The organism is Nostoc sp. CALU 1950 (genome assembly GCF_051172895.1).
GTDB lineage: Bacteria > Cyanobacteriota > Cyanobacteriia > Cyanobacteriales > Nostocaceae > Nostoc > Nostoc edaphicum_A.
This window is the reverse complement of the sequence record NZ_JBDNJQ010000164.1, coordinates 1-19,043: the sequence shown is the minus strand read 5'-3', so window position 1 is coordinate 19,043 and position 19,043 is coordinate 1. Positions and strand designations below refer to the sequence as shown.

At 41.3% G+C, this 19,043-nt stretch carries 13 protein-coding genes and 3 pseudogenes; 12 read left to right on the top strand and 4 right to left on the bottom strand.

Annotated elements, in window-relative coordinates; genetic code table 11:
• Window positions 1-206: pseudogene (locus tag ABF638_RS30705) on the top strand (hypothetical protein); the annotation flags it as partial.
• 503 nt (window positions 207-709) lie between these two features.
• Here the strand turns inward: ABF638_RS30705 and alaS are convergent.
• A complete protein-coding gene (alaS, locus tag ABF638_RS30700) occupies window positions 710-3,352 on the bottom strand; it encodes an alanine--tRNA ligase (protein WP_435026648.1) in 2,643 nt (880 codons plus the stop codon).
• A gap of 244 nt (window positions 3,353-3,596) precedes the next feature.
• Between alaS and ABF638_RS30695 the strand changes: the two genes are divergently transcribed.
• Window positions 3,597-3,797 (top strand): heavy-metal-associated domain-containing protein, encoded by a 201-nt coding sequence (locus ABF638_RS30695; protein WP_435026647.1) that lies wholly within the window; start codon window positions 3,597-3,599, stop codon window positions 3,795-3,797.
• A 934-nt stretch (window positions 3,798-4,731) separates the two neighbouring features.
• Window positions 4,732-5,754 (top strand): GGDEF domain-containing protein, encoded by a 1,023-nt coding sequence (locus ABF638_RS30690; protein ID WP_435026646.1) that lies wholly within the window; start codon window positions 4,732-4,734, stop codon window positions 5,752-5,754.
• Between the two features lie 29 nt (window positions 5,755-5,783).
• On the opposite strand, the gene ABF638_RS30685 is transcribed toward ABF638_RS30690, so the two are convergent.
• Window positions 5,784-5,930, bottom strand: a complete 147-nt coding sequence (locus ABF638_RS30685) for a hypothetical protein (protein WP_435026645.1) — start codon at window positions 5,928-5,930, stop codon at window positions 5,784-5,786.
• On the opposite strand from ABF638_RS30685, the pseudogene ABF638_RS30680 reads away from it, so the two are divergent.
• From ABF638_RS30680 to namA, 4 genes and pseudogenes are all read left to right on the top strand, one after another.
• A pseudogene (locus ABF638_RS30680) lies at window positions 5,878-6,000 on the top strand (peptide chain release factor 3); the annotation flags it as partial. The gene ABF638_RS30685 and the pseudogene ABF638_RS30680 overlap by 53 nt on opposite strands.
• A 567-nt stretch (window positions 6,001-6,567) precedes the next feature.
• Window positions 6,568-7,425, top strand: a pseudogene (locus ABF638_RS30675) (MetQ/NlpA family ABC transporter substrate-binding protein).
• Window positions 7,426-7,499: 74 nt separating this feature from the next.
• Window positions 7,500-7,730, top strand: a complete 231-nt coding sequence (locus ABF638_RS30670) for a hypothetical protein (RefSeq protein WP_435026644.1) — start codon at window positions 7,500-7,502, stop codon at window positions 7,728-7,730.
• Between the two features lie 239 nt (window positions 7,731-7,969).
• A complete protein-coding gene (gene namA, locus ABF638_RS30665) occupies window positions 7,970-9,037 on the top strand; it encodes an NADPH dehydrogenase NamA (RefSeq protein ID WP_435026643.1) in 1,068 nt (355 codons plus the stop codon).
• A 223-nt stretch (window positions 9,038-9,260) separates the two neighbouring features.
• Here the strand turns inward: namA and ABF638_RS30660 are convergent, their stop codons facing one another.
• Together ABF638_RS30660 and ABF638_RS30655 are read right to left on the bottom strand one after the other, a co-directional pair.
• Window positions 9,261-10,634 carry a hypothetical protein gene (locus ABF638_RS30660; RefSeq protein ID WP_435026642.1) on the bottom strand — a complete coding sequence of 458 codons (1,374 nt, stop codon included), beginning with the start codon at window positions 10,632-10,634 and terminating at the stop codon, window positions 9,261-9,263.
• A 331-nt stretch (window positions 10,635-10,965) separates the two neighbouring features.
• Window positions 10,966-11,730, bottom strand: a complete 765-nt coding sequence (locus ABF638_RS30655) for a DeoR/GlpR family DNA-binding transcription regulator (RefSeq protein WP_435026640.1) — start codon at window positions 11,728-11,730, stop codon at window positions 10,966-10,968.
• A gap of 288 nt (window positions 11,731-12,018) precedes the next feature.
• Here ABF638_RS30655 and ABF638_RS30650 point away from each other — a divergent pair, with 288 nt between their 5' ends.
• The 5 genes from ABF638_RS30650 to cobJ all read left to right on the top strand — a co-directional run bounded on the left by ABF638_RS30650 (window position 12,019) and on the right by cobJ (window position 18,464).
• A complete protein-coding gene (locus ABF638_RS30650) occupies window positions 12,019-13,932 on the top strand; it encodes a transketolase C-terminal domain-containing protein (protein ID WP_435026639.1) in 1,914 nt (637 codons plus the stop codon).
• Window positions 13,933-14,028: 96 nt separating this feature from the next.
• The gene (locus ABF638_RS30645) at window positions 14,029-14,466 is read left to right on the top strand and encodes a hypothetical protein (RefSeq protein ID WP_435026638.1); all 438 of its coding nucleotides are present in this window, start codon (window positions 14,029-14,031) and stop codon (window positions 14,464-14,466) included.
• Window positions 14,467-14,629: 163 nt separating this feature from the next.
• The gene (locus ABF638_RS30640) at window positions 14,630-15,019 is read left to right on the top strand and encodes a hypothetical protein (protein ID WP_435026637.1); all 390 of its coding nucleotides are present in this window, start codon (window positions 14,630-14,632) and stop codon (window positions 15,017-15,019) included.
• Between the two features lie 442 nt (window positions 15,020-15,461).
• Entirely contained in the window at window positions 15,462-16,193 is a 732-nt protein-coding gene (locus ABF638_RS30635; RefSeq protein ID WP_435026635.1) for a mobilization protein, read from the top strand.
• Between the two features lie 531 nt (window positions 16,194-16,724).
• Window positions 16,725-18,464 (top strand): precorrin-3B C(17)-methyltransferase, encoded by a 1,740-nt coding sequence (gene cobJ, locus ABF638_RS30630; RefSeq protein WP_435026634.1) that lies wholly within the window; start codon window positions 16,725-16,727, stop codon window positions 18,462-18,464.
• Window positions 18,465-19,043: the final 579 nt, after the last annotated feature.

The following is a 19,043-nucleotide window of genomic DNA, read 5'->3' as shown; positions in this document are numbered from 1 at the left end:
CAAATCCATTTGCGGGTGGTTCAAATCCATTTGCGGGTGGTTCAAATCCATTTGCTGGTGGTTCAAATCCATTCGCGGGTGGTTCAAATCCATTTGCTGGTGGTTCAAATCCATTTGCTGGTGGTCAAAATCCATTTGCTGGTGGTTCAAATCCATTTGCGGGTGGTTCAAATCCATTCGCTGGTGGTTCAAATCCATTTGCTTAGTACCGATAGTAATTAGAGTCTTTGGGTAAATCGGTAAACAAACACAGGCAAAGAATAATTATTTTTTCAGTACATACTATGCTATTGGGCTATATTATGCACTGAAACTTTTTACTAATAAGAACTTTAGTCAAAATTTACTGTTATGTAGACAGTGAATATGATTAAAACCTTTGTTTATAATAATTTTGAATACGTGAGTTCGACAAGTCTTATTTGACCTCTCCCCCAACCCCTCTCCGACACGGAGAGGGGAGCAAAAGGCTGAATTTTTCGTTGCTCCTCCCTTTCCGTTTCGGAGAGGGAGGCTGGGAGGGAGAGGTTCATCGAACTCACTTTTTGTTACCAAGCTTAGTAAGCTACGGTGTACATACAACTTCCAAATCCCCACTTTTAAGGGGAATTTAGGAGGATCTACAACGATTTTGGTTTTGTACAAAGATGTGTGTACACCGTAGCTTTTTAAGGGGAGTATTTTAACCGAACCGGATTGAGGAAGATGGTTAACCCAACGCGGACTTTAAATCACTTTCTGCTTGTCCCAACGCATCTGGTAATTTACTCGCATCGCGTCCGCCAGCTTGGGCTAAGTTCGGTCTTCCACCGCCGCCGCCGCCGCAGATTTTAGCGATCGCACCTACAAATTTACCAGCTTGCAGTCCTTTTTTGTTTACCTCTGGGCTAAAAGCCGCAACTATACTAACTTTCCCCTCTTCGGGAACTGAACCCAGTACCACTGCACCGTTACCGATTTTTTGCAATAAGCGTTCGGCTGCGGTTTTCAATGATTCTGGATCAACATCTTCTAATTGGGCGACAATAATTTTATGGTCGCCTACGATTTCTGCTGTTTGTAGCAAGCTGTCAGATTTAGCGATCGCTAATTGTACCTTCAAGGTTTCTAATTCTTTCTGGCTATTTCTCAGTTCGCTTTGCAGACTTGTGATTCTATCTGGTAATTCTTCGGGTTTAACTTTAAAGCGATCGCTCAAATCTTTAACTACTTTATCCCGCAGGTTGAGATAATCTAGGATTGCTGGCCCCGAAACAGCTTCAATCCGCCGCACTCCAGAAGCTACACCAGCTTCCGAGATAATCTTGAATACGCCAATTTCAGCAGTATTACTCACATGAGTTCCACCACATAGTTCCATTGAGACGCTGGGGAAGTCAATCACGCGCACTTCGTCGCCGTATTTTTCCCCGAACATGGCAACAGCACCCCTAGCTTTTGCCTCTGCTAAAGGTAATACTTCCACTTTTGCAGCATGTGCTTGGGCAATCCAACTGTTCACCTGTTCCTCAACTTGTTGAACTTCCTCTGCTGTCAACGCGCGGGGACAGTTGAAGTCAAAGCGCAATCTGTCAAAGGAAACCAGGGAACCAGCTTGCGAGATGCTATCATCAACAATTTTCTTCAACGCCGCTTGCAACAGGTGCGTTGCGGTATGGTTAGCTTGGGCGCGACGGCGACAAGCCGGATCAATTTGGGCTGTAACATTATCGCCTACGCGCAGTGTACCGCGTTCGATGCGTCCGAAGTGAACAAAGAAATCAGATTCTTTTTTAACGTCTTCCACCCGAACAACGATACCATCACCAGAGATATAACCGCGATCGCCAATTTGTCCCCCAGATTCAGCATAAAATGGCGTTTTGTCAAGGATAAGTTGTACCTGTGTCCCCACTTCTGCTTCCTCTTGGGAAACACCTTCTACCAAAATCGCTTCGACTTTCGCTGTCGTCGCAGGTTGGGTATAACCCAAAAACTCAGTGACTTGGATGTGTTCTGCTAGTTTGTCGAGGGAACCTTGCACAGTTAAATCGATGGTTTCATGTGCTGCTTTGGCACGTTCCACCTGCTTTTGCATTTCGGTATTGAATCCCGCTTCATCGACTGTGAGATTATTTTCCTCGGCAACTTCTTGAGTAAGTTCGAGAGGAAATCCGTAGGTGTCATAGAGAGTAAATGCGCTTTCACCGCTAATTTGAGTTTCCCCTCGCTGTTTCACCTCTTGGATAATTTCTTCTAGGAGTTTTTCGCCTCTATCCAAAGTTCTGAGGAAATTGGATTCTTCCCGTTGCAACTCAGCTTTAATTGCTGCTTCCCGTTGGCGCACATTAGGGTAAGCTGATTCCGAAAGAGCGATCGCACTTTCAGCAACTTGGGTAGTAAATTCGCCAGAAATCCCAATTAATCGCCCATGACGCACCACCCGCCGAATTAATCGCCGCAGCACATAACCCCGTCCCACGTTGGAAGCGCGAATTTCATCGGCGATCATGTGGACAACAGAACGAACATGATCACCAATAACTTTTAGAGAGATTTTGGTTTTCTCATCACTGCTGTGGTAATCAATGCCAGCAATTTGGGCTGCCGCTTGGATAATTGGGAAAATCAGGTCAGTTTCGTAATTATTGGGCACTTTTTGGAGGATTTGCGCCATTCTCTCCAAACCCATGCCGGTGTCGATATTCTTGTTTTGCAGCGGCGTTAAATTGCCTGACACATCCCGGTTATATTGCATGAACACGAGGTTGTAAAACTCGATAAACCGGGAATCGTCTTCTAAATCGATATTTTCGTCGCCGCGTTCTGGGTGAAAGTCGTAATAAATTTCGGAACAAGGGCCACAAGGGCCAGTCGGGCCAGATACCCAAAAGTTATCATCTTCGCCTAAGCGTTTAATTCTCGCTACCGGCACACCGATTTGATCGCGCCAGATTCCAAAGGCTTCATCATCATCTTCAAAAACGCTGACGACAAGATTTTGGGGGGAAAAGCCAAAGACTTGTGTAGAAATTTCCCAACCCCAAGCGATCGCTTGTTCTTTAAAATAATCACCAAAGCTGAAATTACCCAGCATCTCAAAAAACGTGTGATGCCGTTTGGTACGTCCAACATTTTCGATGTCGTTGGTGCGGATACACTTTTGTGAAGTCGTGGCCCGCTTGAATTCTGGTGTGCGTTGCCCCAAGAATATCGGCTTAAATGGTAGCATCCCCGCGATCGTCAGCAGCACGGTTGGGTCTTCTGGCACGAGGGAGGCACTTGGGAGAATTTGGTGTTCCCGTTTGGCAAAGAAGTCGAGAAATATGTTGCGAATTTCGTTACCGCTTAGGTACTGGGGATTTGAAGACATAGGTGTTTTTAACTTTAGACTTGGGCGTGGCGGCACTAAATAAGTGTATTTTCATAAATAACTTTATATATTCTTGCATTTTGTTTCATATTACTGCCAGCAAATTGTGCCAGTCGGTGAGCAAGATGCAGTCATTAGGACGCTTTTATACCATTATCTGACTCTGGTGGGATGCACAATCTGGCTTCGATTGTTAAGATTAATCCTTAAGAAATAATTTAAAAAATCCATACTGAGGTAACAAATGGCACTAAAACTGAAAGTATCAGATATTGCTTGTGAGGGATGTGCAAATACAATTACTGAGTCTATCCACGTTATGGAACCTGATGCCAAGGTGGATATTGATGTTAACGCTAAAACCGTCATGGTGGAATCCGCAGCTTCTGAAGAGTCAATCAAACAGGTGATTGTTGCTGCTGGTTACACTGTTGAAGGTTACTGATCGGTTCTAACTTGTCACAGAAGTTTAGATTTTAATATCTCAGACGACGCTAACAAAATTTTTTATATTTTTTCTGCCCTTCTACGGGCGGAATCTAACTAACTTCCCCACATTAGGGGCAGGTTTTGACATCAAGTTTTTGATTTAGCTTTTTTTCTGGATTTATGATATTGCAGCAAACAAAAAAGATGTGAATTAACTAAATAAACAAACAGTTATAAAGCGTAGGCAGAAATATTTTCTTTCTCCTGCCAAAACGTTGTCAATCAAAGATTTATAACTCACTTAAATTATGAATCTTTAACCATTTAATTTTGCTTTGCAAACGTAGGGCATATTAGTGGAAAAAAGCTACCTTCCATAGCAGGAAGGAGTTTTGCTGTCTATTTAATTGGCATTGTTTTTTGAAATTCCACTCCTATCTTGATACTTGATAAAAGCCTGATTACCAAATAAAAAGGCTGAGATGTTCTATGGAAAATAACATTTTTAATTAAACGATACAATTTGGGTTTTTATAATTGGATGAAAAAACTTTATATTTTCTTTATTTTTCTACTTGAAAAGAAATTTAACTGACTAATATGACGGTTATTACAAGCTATTTATTTTGGTAATTTCATCAGGGAAATGGCACTTAAGAAACTACGGCAATCATTTTTATACATCCATATAATATTCAGTATTTTTACTGTTTGAAAAACAAAGTGTAAAGAAGACATTAGTTGTCAGAAGGAGAGATTTTAGAAATTGTAGTAGTAAATTTCAAGCCAAAAAAGGAGATTAAACTTGGAAAAATAGTGTAAATTTGGTGGTTTTAAAAATATATATCAAAAAATTAACTCAGCCTAAAACATCATATTTAGTATTAGGCAAAAGCATTAAGTTACTCAATCTAATTCTTTAAAATTTAAATAGGATAAAAAATAAAGCAATGAATATTTCTATTCTGATCTTTGGAAAAAATTACTTTATCGCCACACTTCCAGATCAGATCCGTTATGCGACCGCTTTTAGTGTAGAAGTTATGGAAAATTTGAATCAGGCAGTATCGCGGATTCAAACAAAGCCCCCCGATATAATACTTGTACAGGCTAGCCTAGATGGCAGCATGGAACTGTGCGCTTGGTTGAAAGACCAGACAAAACTATCGTGGATATACTGTATTCTCTTCGAAGATCGTTCCCAACAGCTAGCTGATAGAAATAAGGGTTGGCATAGGGAATTAGAGATGAGTGCTGCGGCCCTAAAGCAAGGAGCAGATGCTTATATTTGGCATCTTATTGAAGAAAAAACAGACCACAGTTTGGCAGAATTGACTGCTAATCATGGCTTAATACTTGCTCAATTGACTGTTGGCTTGCGGAAAGCACAAAAATACCGAGATTTGATTCGGACAAATGATATGTTATCTGCGATCGCCTTAGCCGATTCCTTGACAGAATTAAATAATCGTCGTGCTTTAGAATGGGACTTGCCCAGGCAAATTCAAAGAGCTAGGACTCAAAAAACTTCTCTGAGTTTGATTATTCTGGATGTAGATCATTTTAAGAAAGTTAACGATACTCACGGGCATTTAGCAGGCGATCGCATTTTGCAAATACTATGTCAGCGTTTGCGCCACAATCTGCGCTGTCAAGACACAGCATTCCGCTATGGTGGCGAAGAATTTGTAATTCTTCTGGCTAACACTAGCGATGACGAAGCACTATTAGTCGCCCGTCGTCTCAATCGCGTAGTCAGCGACGAACCATTTGCACTCAACAATAAACTGACAATTAATATCACCATTAGTCTGGGTACAGCTTCTCTGCGATCTGAGGATGATGAGCAAGGAGAAAGTCTGCTGCATCGTGCCGATCAATGTTTGTTACAGGCTAAAACTTCTGGGCGTAATCGGGTGATTGACTCGAACTACTTATCTCACGCCTCACATTTGAAAGCTGTTTCTTCGTGAAAACGGGGAGCATCTAATTAGATATTGAGTCATGAAAGGCTCAGATTCCTAACTTCTCTAAATAAGTTGGGAATCTTGTTTGATACTAATCGTACTTTCAAAAGTGCGATCGCCTGAATTAAACGCGATCGCATTGCTTTTTTGAGGGTCTGTTCTGGTAAGTTTGAAAAAGACATAGTGGTGAATCATACCCGTACAGATCAGGTAATCTGCTTATCCCATCCCCAGAAATTGTTTGCTCAAGAACATTCATGCTGTTAGCGGTAGCGGTGCGTTTAGCCTATTCTGACTCCTGAATTCTGTTCGATAAATACCTATAAACCTAATCGCTGTCTAAAATACCGTACTTTTTGATACATTTTTAGGATTTTTTTGACGAATCTTACATAAGTAAAACAAAAAATTGCTATCGATCGCTGGATGCTCACGCTTCACCAGCACACGCCTGGAAGCGACATCAAAAGGACAACCTACGGCATGGTGTCGGTAGTTTTATTTTCTGTTGCTTGTCCGTAAATCTTGACCATTTTCAAAAATCTATGCAAATCTTATAGATAAACTACTATTAGTCTATTGATTTATCGTAGTATATAAATAAATTATTGACCTAGAAGGATTAAAAGTCACCCAAACCAGAGTTGGAAGTGGAGGTTCATTGATGCAAGGGCAAGATATTGGTGCAAAGTTTATGGTTGGCTACTGGTGAGACTTTTTACATGGAGAGTCTTGAGCCAGAATTCGTCAACTCTTGAATCTTCTATTTTCTCTCTGCGTCTGGAGCGCTTCGTTTAAATTTAACCAAGAATATTGCTTATGAACATACAACATCGAAAAATTAACCGCCGATTTTTCCTTACAGCTTTAGGCTCATTTACCACCTCCATATTCTTTGCTAGCTGTAGTCAACAAAAAGCTCAAGTAACTTCAAATACAGCCCAAGCAACTGCACAAAAAGAAGTTATTCAAGTCGGGGTGACGGGAATCATATCTGAAGATATTTTGAAGTTTGTAAATACTAAACTAGCACCTCAGGAAGGATTAGAAGTAAAAGTTGTTACCTTTAATGACTGGATACAACCAAATACAGCTTTAAAAGACAAACTAATCGATGCCAACTTTTTTCAACATCGACCTTTCATGAATAATGCTGTCAAAGAACTCAAAATCAAGTTAGTTCCATTAAATCTAGTTTCATTAAGCACACTTGGTCTTTTCTCAAAAAACCTCAAATCTGTGAATGAGGTTCCCCAAAATGCCACCGTCACAATTGCCAATGATGTGATTAATAATTACCGAGGATTAAGATTACTGGCAAGCAATGGCTTAATCAAACTCAAGGAAAATACCAAGGAATTTGTCACCCAAAGAGACATAGCCGTTAAGCCTAAAAACTTGCAAATAAAGGAAGTAGAAGGAGTCCAAGTAGTTCGAGCTATTAATGATGTAGATTTCATTGTTTCTTCGGCTTAAACTGTTGCTCTAGCAGGAATAATACCCCAATCTATGGGACAGGAAACAGCTAAAGATACAAAGTATGCCCTGGCATTAGTCACATTACAAGGTCGAGAAAATGAATCCAAAATTCAGAAGCTAAACAAGCTGCTAAATGACCCACAGGTGAGAGATTTTATTAATAAGCAATACCAGGGTCGAATAGTACCTGTATTTTAAATACTACGAAAGAATTAAGGATGACAATTTTATTACTTCGTCTTTCATAAATTAGGAGTTACTAAACTTAAATCATGAAATTACTAGAGAATAAAGCAATGTTTTTTGGACAAGTTGAAAAAGAATTATTTTGTGGAGAAATGTGGTCAATTTGGCAGACAACTAAATTACCAGACCATTTACAGTTATTAGTGGATCAAGAACTAGGAAAACGCGATATTTGGGAATCACAGACCCAACAGCCTGATGTTCAGCCTATTCATCCAAGTCTTGATCGAGATTCAAGTACGCCACAGCGTCAATAAACTTCAACAAATATTTAAGCTACTATTCTATATTTTGGTGCATCATAATGAGTTCTGTTGTTTAACTGGTAGTGATGGCGGGAGGAACACTGCTCTAAGACTGCGTACTGGGAAATTGTTCCAAAATTTGGGAGGAGTCAAAGTCCCTTACATAATTTTTACGAGTTTAAACCCAATTCCTAATCCCCATTTCCCAATTCCCAATTTCTTTTACCTAGCAAGAGAAGGAATCAATATCAATGGCACATCTGTTTGAACCATTCAAGATTCGTGAAGTTACCTTTCGCAACCGCATCGCCGTTTCACCCATGTGTCAATATTCCAGTACAAATGGATATGCTAATGATTGGCACGTTATTCATCTGGCTTCTCGCGCAGTTGGCGGTGCAGGTATAGTGATCACAGAGGCAGCAGCTGTGGAGCCGCGTGGACGCATTAGCCCGCAAGATTTGGGAATCTGGTCAGATGCACATATAGAAACTTTAGCCAAAGCTGTGGCATTGATTCATAACTTTGGCGCTGTTGCAGGTATTCAACTTGCTCATGCAGGCAGAAAAGCCAGTACTGCCAAACCGAATAAGGGAGGAAAAGCACTAGATGAATCTCAGGAAGGTTGGCGTCCCTTGGTTTCGAGTAGTGCGATCGCCTTTAGCAAAGATAGCCCAGTTCCAGAAGCCCTCAGTCTTGAGGGAATTCAACAAGTTATTGATGCCTTTGTCGAAGCTGCCAAACGTTCTTTGCAAGCCGGTTTCAAGGTAGTTGAAATCCATGCTGCCCACGGTTACTTACTGCACCAGTTTCTCTCACCTCTTTCTAACCACCGTCAAGATGATTATGGTGGTAGCTTTGAAAACCGGACTCGTATTCTCAGAGAAGTAGTTCAAGCAGTCCGAGAGGTTTGGCCCCAGACGCATCCCCTCTGGGTACGCATCTCCGCCACCGATTGGGCAGACAATGGCTGGGACATTGAGCAAAGTATTGCTTTAAGCGACAAACTCAAGTCTTTAGGAGTCGATCTCATCGATACTTCATCAGGCGGTATTATACCTGGCGTTAATATACCAATTAAACCTGGTTATCAAACTGAGTTTGCCGAACGCATCCGCTGCGAAGCCGATATTCATACAGGAGCCGTGGGCTTAATTACATCTCCTGAACAAGCTGACGAGATTATTCGTACAGAAGTAGCTGATATAGTGCTGTTGGGACGTGAACTACTCCGCAATCCTTACTGGCCACATCTGGCAGCCAAACAACTGGGACACGATAAACTCTGGCCTGTTCAATACGACCGAGCTTGGCTGTAATTTCACCTGTGCTTAATTGAGCATCAATAACCTCAAAACCTTGCTGTTTCCCGGTAGAAGCGCAAAATGACATCCGGTAGGGGCAATTCATGGATTGCCCTTACCGGTTAAAGGCGATCGCATTTCAGGGGATTGGCTACTGGGGACTGGGAAAACATTTTTGCCCAATCCCTAATCCCCGCCATCTGTGAGAGACATAACAAGTACCGAAGAACCTTAATATTTACCAAAAAGCTTTGGCTGTAGGGCCTTGTAAGATATCAGGGTTATGAGAGCTTTTCCGTCTTATTTGACGGGAAGTAATTAGAGCGATCGCCAGAAAATTCACGTTTTTAATAATAGTAGATAAATTAATTTTCCTATGACCTATCAATACTCGTAAAAAATCTAGTGATTTTGTGATGGTAAACCAAGGAAATCCATCATCTACTATTGGACTAATATTGTGTTTGCCGTAACATAACTCTAAACCTTTACAGCCAGAATTCCATCTATAAATTTGCTCCATCCAAGCACTTTTGATGGAACTATTTGTAGTCATTTCACCTATCTTAGGACATCTATTTATAGAGATAACTTTCAATAATATATCAGAGCTAAAACCAGCATGATGAGCTAATATGCTGAGATGCACATCTTCAACTCGTATTCCTGGATATCTTTCACTAATTATCACTAACAAGCTAATTATTGCATCTGTTCTAGCAATAATACCACCTCCAGGGTTCCACTTATAACCAGAAAATCTACCATGTACAACATTTAGAAAGAACTGGATAGGAGGCACTTCCTGACTATAATCAGGTAAGAGGATTTCCATGTTATCCAGCGTAGATTTTTGATAAACCACAAATTTATTGCGTGTACTTACAATATCGATTTGTGGACTTTTTTTTAGCTCATTAACTATTAGCATCAAGCTATTAGTATCTAAATTCGACTCGATTGCTTGAGATTTGGTTTCCAGTAAAAACTGAGTTTCAGCATCGAAAGTTACTACAAACTCAGGAGGCGTCCATCCCTTTTCTATACTCTTTAACAGTAATGAGCCATAAATATCACCTAGAACTCTAATCTTACCTGATGAATGTAAACTAACTTTCTGGTGAACAATAAATATTCTATGCTGAGAAAATTCAGGAGAAATATTATCTAAAAAATAAGGTTCACCTATGCATTTTACATTGTCAAATATCTTAGCTGAAATATTATTTGCTGGTTTGGGTTCGGTATATAAGTGAGTAATTTGGACATTTGGCAATAAGTTAAGATATTCGATTACTTTTGGACATTCAAAACCATGATTTAGCCCAATAATCATATCTGCTTTCATTCCCATATCAGCAATTTGTTGAATGATTTTGGGAATGGTGTAAGGTAAAAAGCTGTCGGCTTTATTAGCAGCAGCTACTACTCCTAGTACCCTTGTATTATCAAAATTATTTTTAGTTTTAGAGATAAGCCATTCTCGACAATTCTTTACAGCTTGAATATCTGAATTCAAGACGCTATCTTGTGTACTTTTTAATGAAATACTTTTCTTTTTTAAAGATGGAATTTGCCGGACAGAGATTTTCCGAAATGTATCTAGAAACATATCTTGAAAAACTTCTATAAAAATGTTTAGACTTCATTATTTCTAGCTGTTTTCTCAATCCAGAACAGTAGTTGTCCTAACATTTTATGAATATAGCAATCCGATAGCGAAGCGGTAGCGAGTCAGACGCTCCTGCGTCGCTAACGCTGCGCTATCGAGCGTCTTTGATTTCTGAATCACTCGTAGAGGTAAGGAACTGGGGATTGGGGACTGGGAAGAAGGAATAAAGGTGTACTGAGTTTTGTTCAAAAATCAAATTTGAGTCCTATAGATAACCCAAGTTGCTAGCATTCTTGACAGGTTAAAGTCTTGAAGGAGGCAGGAGGCAGGATCAAGCTGACTCGTCACGGATAATCGTCAAACCTAAAGCTTTGTAAGAAGTTAGCATCCGATCAGATACAGTCGGTGCTGTGACAAGGTAAGTTAGTGCATGAATTGACTGCACAACATAAGGAGCAGCAGTATCTAACTTCTCCTCTGTGGCTAATCCAACTACCTCTGCTGCTCCAGCAATCATCGCTCGTTTGACATGGGCTTCGTCCAAGTTCGCTACACTAATCCCAAATTCTGGATGTACACTACACACCCCCAACATGCACAAATCTGCACGAATCATCCGTAATTCCTCAACTGTAGTTGCACCAACGTTTACTAAGGCTTTTTTGTAGAGTCGTCCACCCAACATTACAACTTCAATATGGCGATGTTCTGCCAAGGCGATCGCAATCGGAGGGCTATTGGTGACAATTGTCGCTTGCAAATCCAAGGGCAAATGACGGGCTACTTGGAGAGTTGTCGTACCTCCATCTAAAATCACCACTTGCCCTGTACAGACCAATTTTGCCGCTGCACGAGCGATCGCTTTTTTTTCTTTTGGCGCTTGCTTTTGGCGATCGGCATAACTAGCAAGAGCTGGAGAAGGCAGAAGTGCCCCCCCATGAACGCGCTGCAAAAAACCAGATTCAGCAAGTTCCCGCAGATCCCGACGAATCGTATCCTCAGAAACCTTTAAAACAGTGCTGAGTTCCGATGACAGCACCTTTTTGTCACGACGCAGAATCTCCAAGATGAATTGTCGTCGCTCCGCAGTTAGCATGGTTGATTTTCCTGAAGTTGCATATTTGATCTTGAAATTGCACGTTTGTGAGTTTATACTCATAGTTGTGCAGGTTTCTGCATATTTCGAGCATTTTTAAATAAATTCAAGCACATTCGTGCAAGCAAGATTTAACAATCTTAGCTTGTTAGTGGCTAGGGGCTAGCGACTAGGGACTAGGAAATAAATATTTAGGAATAGTTTCTCAGTAGCCAATCCCCAATCCCCAGTCCCCAGTCCCCAATCCCCAATCCCCAGTCCCCAATGTTTAAATCCAAGGAATAATTTATGACTGTTACTAACATTCAATTTCCCATTGATTTGAGTGCTTACAAGCCTCTGGTTCTTAATCCAGCGAATGCAACTCTTACCCAGGAGCAACGAGAGAGCTTAAAAACAAATATTCAACTTTGCCGTGATGCGATCGTCTTTTTTACAGCCACCGGCGCTGCTAGAGGAGTGGGTGGTCACACTGGGGGACCTTATGACACAGTACCAGAGGTGATTATACTTGATGCCTTGTTTCGGGCAGCATCGGATCAATTTGTGCCGATTTTCTTTGATGAAGCTGGACATCGAGTTGCAACTCAGTATTTGATGGCAGCTTTACATGGTGACTTACCAAGTGAGCAACTTCTGCACTATCGTGAAGCAAACTCCCACTTACCAGGACATCCTGAATTGGGGCTAACTCCTGGTGTAAAGTTTAGTTCTGGACGACTAGGGCATATATGGCCTTATGTTAATGGTGTGGCGATCGCAAATCCAGATAAGGTTGTTTTCTGTCTTGGTTCCGATGGTTCCCAGCAGGAAGGTAATGACGCTGAAGCTGCCCGCTTGGCTGTCGCTCAACATCTAAACGTCAAGCTAATAATTGATGATAATGATGTGACAATCGCCGGACATCCTTCAAAATATTTACCCGGTTTTTCCGTTGCCAAAACCTTAGAAGGGCATGGGCTGAAAGTACTCGAAGGAGATGGGGAAGACTTAGACGACCTATACCGTCGTATTTGCGAAGCTGTAAATACCCCTGGGCCAATTGCCATTATCAATAAACGCCCCATGTGTCCTGGCATTAAAGGGTTAGAAGGTTCTACCCACGGTCATGATGTGATTTCCGTAGAGCTAGCAATTCAATATCTAGAATCACGCCAAAAAACTGCTGCTGTCGAATACATCAAGAGCATTCAGAAACCGAAACAAACCTACACTTTTCTTGGTTCCAGTAACAAATGGGATGCTAACCGCAATGTGTTTGGTGATGCGGTAGTTGCTGTCTTAAGTCGCATTAGTGAAGCAGAGCGCAAGCAAAAAGTCAGAGTCATCGACAGCGATCTTGAAGGCTCCTGTGGTTTGAAGAAGATTCACGATGCATACCCGGAAATTTTTATTTCCTCTGGCATTATGGAGCGGGGAAACTTTTCTGCTGCGGCCGGATTTGGGATGGAACCAGGAAAACAAGGTATTTTCGCAACCTTTAGCGCTTTCTTGGAAATGTGTATCTCAGAGATTACGATGGCGCGGCTGAACTACTCCAATGTACTTTGCCACTTTTCTCATGCAGGTATCGATGATATGGCCGATAACACCTGCCACTTCGGTTTAAATAATATGTTCGCTGACAATGGATTAGATGATGGCTACGAAACACGTCTTTACTTTCCATCTGATGCTAATCAAATGAAAGCCTGTGTAGAAACTGTGTTTTTTGATCCGGGACTGCGGTTTATTTTCTCCACCCGTTCTAAAGTACCTAACATTCTCGACAAAAACGGTCATGACTTTTTTGGTAGCGATTATAAATTTGTCCCTGGCAAAGATGAGGTGATTCGAGAAGGAACCCAAGGCTACATCATCAGCTTTGGTGAAGCTCTGTATCGTGCCCTTGATGCCGTCGAGCGTCTTCAGCAAGAAGGGCTAGATGTAGGTTTGATCAATAAACCAACCCTGAATGTTATTGACGAAGAGATGATGGCAAAAATCGGTAATTCTCCTTTTGCTCTTGTGGTGGAATCCTTCAATCGTCGAACTGGATTAGGCAGTCGTTTTGGTAGCTGGCTTTTAGAGCGTGGGTTTACTCCCAAATACGCGCATCTTGGCACTCATAAAGAAGGTTGCGGCGGTTTGTGGGAACAATTTCCCCATCAAGGCATTGATCCAGTGAGCATTATAAACAAGGTGAAAGATTTAGTTAGATAATAGCATTCTCCCCACCCTCTCTGCGAGACGCTACGCGAACAACTCTTAGTAGGGTGGGGATTCTCGCGATACCATTGAATCTATACACAAGTTGTAATGATAGAAGCTTTCCTGTTAAATTCTTTATTTTTACTTTCTCAAGTTCCCACCCCGGAACGACAGTTTATAGATTTAAAAAATCAATTAGAAAACTTTGGATTTCAGGTAATAATTGAGCTACCACCAAAGCGAGGAGCCTATGGTTTATTAGAAGAAACTCACAAAAGAATTTGGATTAATCCAGTAGTTTTTGAGCTACACATTGGTACTCAGACCCTAATCCACGAAGCTGTTCATGCTGCACAAGTATGTGCAGGAAAAGGTAAAATAAGAACTTTAGGTTTAGATGTTCAGCCTATCAATTATGCCCGACCATTTTTTATGCGCTATACCGATGTCCACAGACAAGATTTAGAAAGAGAAGCTTATGCAGTCCAAACTCAACCTAATAGTTTTGCTCTCGCTATATCTCTTCTCCAGCAACACTGTAAATAATGTACAAATGAGTCTATAAAATGGTGTGATTACTTCGCATCTGACACAGATAAATAAGTCTTTGATAAGTTTTTACGTACAATTATTTAACGAATTATAAAATACTATCTTTGGTAACTTGAGATCAGCGATACACTGAGGGAAATTCCTTGAGGAAGCGTTGATGGCACGAGCAAACGGGGTTACAAGTGAAACGTCTGTAGAGGAATTACCTACAGTTTCCGACAAAGATACGGTAACAATTGAAGATTCGCCTGAGCCAATGGAGGATGTCCAGGATATTGACGATATATTAAACTCACTAAAAACTTTACTGAGTACCTTAGAAAAACTCCAAAAAGTCCGGCAGGAAGTGGGCGATATCAAACCGTTGATTGGGCGGATGCTTGATGGAGAATTGGTTGCTGGTGAGGAACTTGAGCAACTTAAGGCAGGTGTGAGTAGTCTTTCTCGCCTTGTTCGTGCTTATAATGACCATCAAGTAGCGTTGGCTAAAGCACAACCTGCTAGAAGCTTGCTAGACCAAGTGCTGAAAGAGCGTAAAGCTAATTGAATTGGGGATTGGGGATTAGGAACTGGGGATTGGGGAAGAAATTCTTTCGAGATTTGGTTAGAGTCCCAATCCCTAATTTAAGAAGCGATCGCCTCTTTTTAGGAAATGCGATCGCCTTTAAGTATTGCCAACCATCATAAATAAGGACAGATTTAATGTATTAGTTCATACCTAGTAATAGAACCCTATAGATTTTATTGTCTTCTTTTCTTAGGCTGCGCCAACGCGTTAGCGTCTCCCTGTGGGAAAAGGTACAGAGAGAGTCTACGGGTTGGTTGATTACCTTGACTGTATGGCTAGATACTGTCCATATAATGTTAGATTATGGCAAGTAAAAATAAGAATGGCAGTTATAGAAGATCACGGGGATTAAAATCCCCTGTGTAGCTTCTATCTCAGGGAACCAAGCCTCTGAGTTTACGCTTACCGGGTAGTCCTATAAGTGAATAAGTATTTAAAGGTTGCTGTAATGCCGACGATTCATTTGGTAGATGGTGAAAAAGGCGGGGTAGGGAAATCTCTCTTTACCAGAACAATGATTCAGTATTGTCTGGATAAGAAAATCCCGTTTGTACCAGTGGACACAGATAGGTCGAATCCAGATGTAGCAGAAGTATATAAGAATATATGTAAGTATGCTGTGTTTAGTGAAAATGAACGACAGGCAGATAAGGCAGATAAAATATTTGAGTGGGCGATAGAAAAGCCAGTAATTGTAAATTTAGCCGCACAATCGCATAGAGCAGTACAAGGGTGGATTGATTCTAATCAATTAATTGAACTAGGGAGTTCGCAGGGAGTGATGTTTTGCAAATGGTTTGTATCGACAGGAGGATACGACAGCATCAACCTGTTTGCTCAGTCAGTGAATACATACGGTGAGATAATCCCTCATATTCTGGTGAGGAATTTAGGGCTGTGTGATGACTGGGAGCATATCGAGTCAGATTCAAACTTTCAGAAAATAGTAGATAAATATAAGATAAAAGTCATAGATTTCCCGAAGTTAGCATATAAAGAAAGAAACATAATTGACCAAAATCGACTGACGTTTGCGGAGGCGAGAGAGTATAAAGAATTTGGGATAATTGGGAGACAGAGAATAATGAATTTTCTGAAGCTTGCTTATGGTGCTTTTGAGAGAGTAGGTATCTGGTATGAAAAAGTTGAATAGCTTTGGAAATTTGTAATCTCAAATTAAACCACAAAACTTTTTGGTGAACTTAGTTAAATTTTAAAACCTAAGCCTCTACTAAGAAAACAGAATAGCTTCTTATACCAATTTTGTATGAAGCTGCATAGAATTAGATCCCCCCTAGCCCCCCTTAAAAAGGGGGGAACTGGAAAAACATCTATCAAAGTCCCCCTTTTTAAGGGGGATTTAGGGGGATCGAGATTATGTGCAACTTCACATTAAATTGGTATTAGAAGAGGGTTAATTGATGACAAGTTTGATTCGTAACGCTTTATTTACACTAATCCAGCGGTTTTTAAATAATAATTGTGTGCAAACTTTATTCCTAAATTAGATGTGGCGACAGAAATATTTTATTTTTTTATCCCAACCTAAATACGTTGAAATATGATGATTGGATTGTCTCGATGATCTATCTCATAAATCATGTAGCGAAATTCATGCCATACCTTTTTCCAAGTTTTGTTCATAATTAATCTATTAAGTTACGAGATAAGTTGTAATTAAGTGATGATGAAGGTTGCACCCGCCATTGTAGTACTAGGTCAAAATAGCGTCACAGTAGCACGCAAAATAATCAGCGTCCTACCAGGAGCGACGTTATACGGTTTAGAGGGTCGCACATCTGGGGTTGATGTCAGCTTCACGAATTTTGGCGAGACGTTGCGCGATTTATTTGTCCAGGGAACGCCGCTGATTGGCATTTGTGCCGCCGGTATTTTAATTAGGACGCTAGCTCCTGTACTCTCCGATAAACGACAGGAACCACCAGTGCTAGCTGTGGCTGAAGATGGTAGCGCTGTTGTTCCCCTCTTGGGTGGACTTGGTGGCGTAAACGATTTGGCACGCCGCATTGCCGAAGCCCTTGATGTCAAAGCTGCAATTACCACTACAGGCGATTTACGTTTGGGCACAACCCTGTTGTCTCCTCCCCCTGGATACCATTTAGCAAACCCAGACGATGCGAAGAAATTTATCTCAGATTTGCTGGCGGGGGCGCAAGTAAAGCTAGAAGGAATAGCACCTTGGTTGAGCGATAGTAAACTGCCTATAGACCCAAAGGGAGATTTGACCATCCAAGTTACGGAACGTTTGGTGACTCCTACAGCCAACTGTCTTGTCTACCACCCAGCAACGATCGCGATCGCAATTAGTGACACTATTGGCTATAAAGATAATGCAGTCGCTTTAGTACAGCAGCTACTAGCTGATGCCGCACTCGAAAGAACATCAGTCGCCGGGATATTTGCACCCATTACCGCCGCTGCCGATCCCACAATCCATGCCCTAGCTAGTGCCTTCAAAGTGCCTGCCCGCTTTTTCACCCCAAATCAGTTAGAAAGTCTACTTTCACAAGGTTATAGCCCCGCCCAAGCCGCAGCGATCGCCGCCACAGGCACATCCCCCTTATCTCCATCTCCCCACATTGCGATCGCCATTGCCCCCCAACCAATTGACCCTAATACAATCGGTCAGCCACGCGGACGGTTAGCAATTATTGGCACGGGCCCTGGTGGTCAAGAGTGGATGTCTCCAGAAGTGAAGGAGATACTCAAGTCGGCAACTGACCTAGTGGGTTATAAGACTTATTTAGATTTAGTGGGTTCTCTGGCTGATGGCAAGCAACGGCATGAGTCCGACAACCGCGAAGAAGAAGCACGGGCGAAGATGGCTCTTGATTTGGCCGCATCTGGGCGATATGTAGCTGTAGTTTCATCTGGCGACCCAGGTATCTATGCAATGGCAACAGCGGTTTTTGAAGTATGCGATCGCTATGCTAAACCCGAATGGGACACTATCGACATTCATGTGGCACCAGGTATTTCCGCTATGCAAGCAGCAGCAGCAGCCATTGGTGCGCCCCTTGGACATGACTTTTGTGCTATTTCCCTCTCTGACATCTTGAAGCCTTGGGCTGCGATCGAACAACGAATTGCCGCTGCTGCTGAAGCTGATTTCGTCATTGCTTTCTACAATCCTGTTTCCAAAGAGCGTACCTGGCAACTGGCAGAAGCGAGAAATATTTTGCTGCGACATAGGACACCGGATACACCAGTAGTATTGGCACGAAATCTCGGCAGACCAGGACAGATGGTGAAAGCGATCGCACTTGACCAGTTAGCCCCAGAAACCGCTGATATGCGGACAATTATTATTGTTGGTTCCACAAAAACCCGAACCATGAGGCGCAACGATGGTAGTATCTGGGTTTATACGCCACGTCGCTATACCGATTTCAATCCACTTTAAGCGATCGCATAATAAAACCCCAGGATTGGGAATTCCTTCCTGGGGCTGTTATACCTGACCACCTTTACCTTTTTAATGTAAAAATCTTGTAAATACTGAAGTTTCAAAAGACATATATATATGTCTTTTGTCCCAAAAAAACTGTATAAGTTAGTAAATTGATGTTAGTCTAAACCTCTTTTGTCTAGAAAAATCATAAAAAATATGATGATATAATTCCACATGAAAGTACTTAAAATTTATCATAAAAGGATATAATTCAAGTACTTAGGTCTATTAAAATAGCTTCAAAAGCTTGATTTTTTTGAATTAATAATCAACAATAAAAATATCATGATTCATACATGATTGTAGCCGAGAAAAGTGACAGAAGCCCTTACTTAAGTCCGTGAAAGCGGACTTTTTTATATTTATAGGAATCTGCTTTGATTCCTGAACTGATTTGCGTAGGCAGGGAATAGGCAACAGGAAAGAAGGCTTCTTAGTTGTACTGAGTTTTTTCAGAAATGAAATATGAGTCCTATATATAGCAATCCTAAATGAGTTGTGAAAAATTACACATAACGATAAGCTGGATCT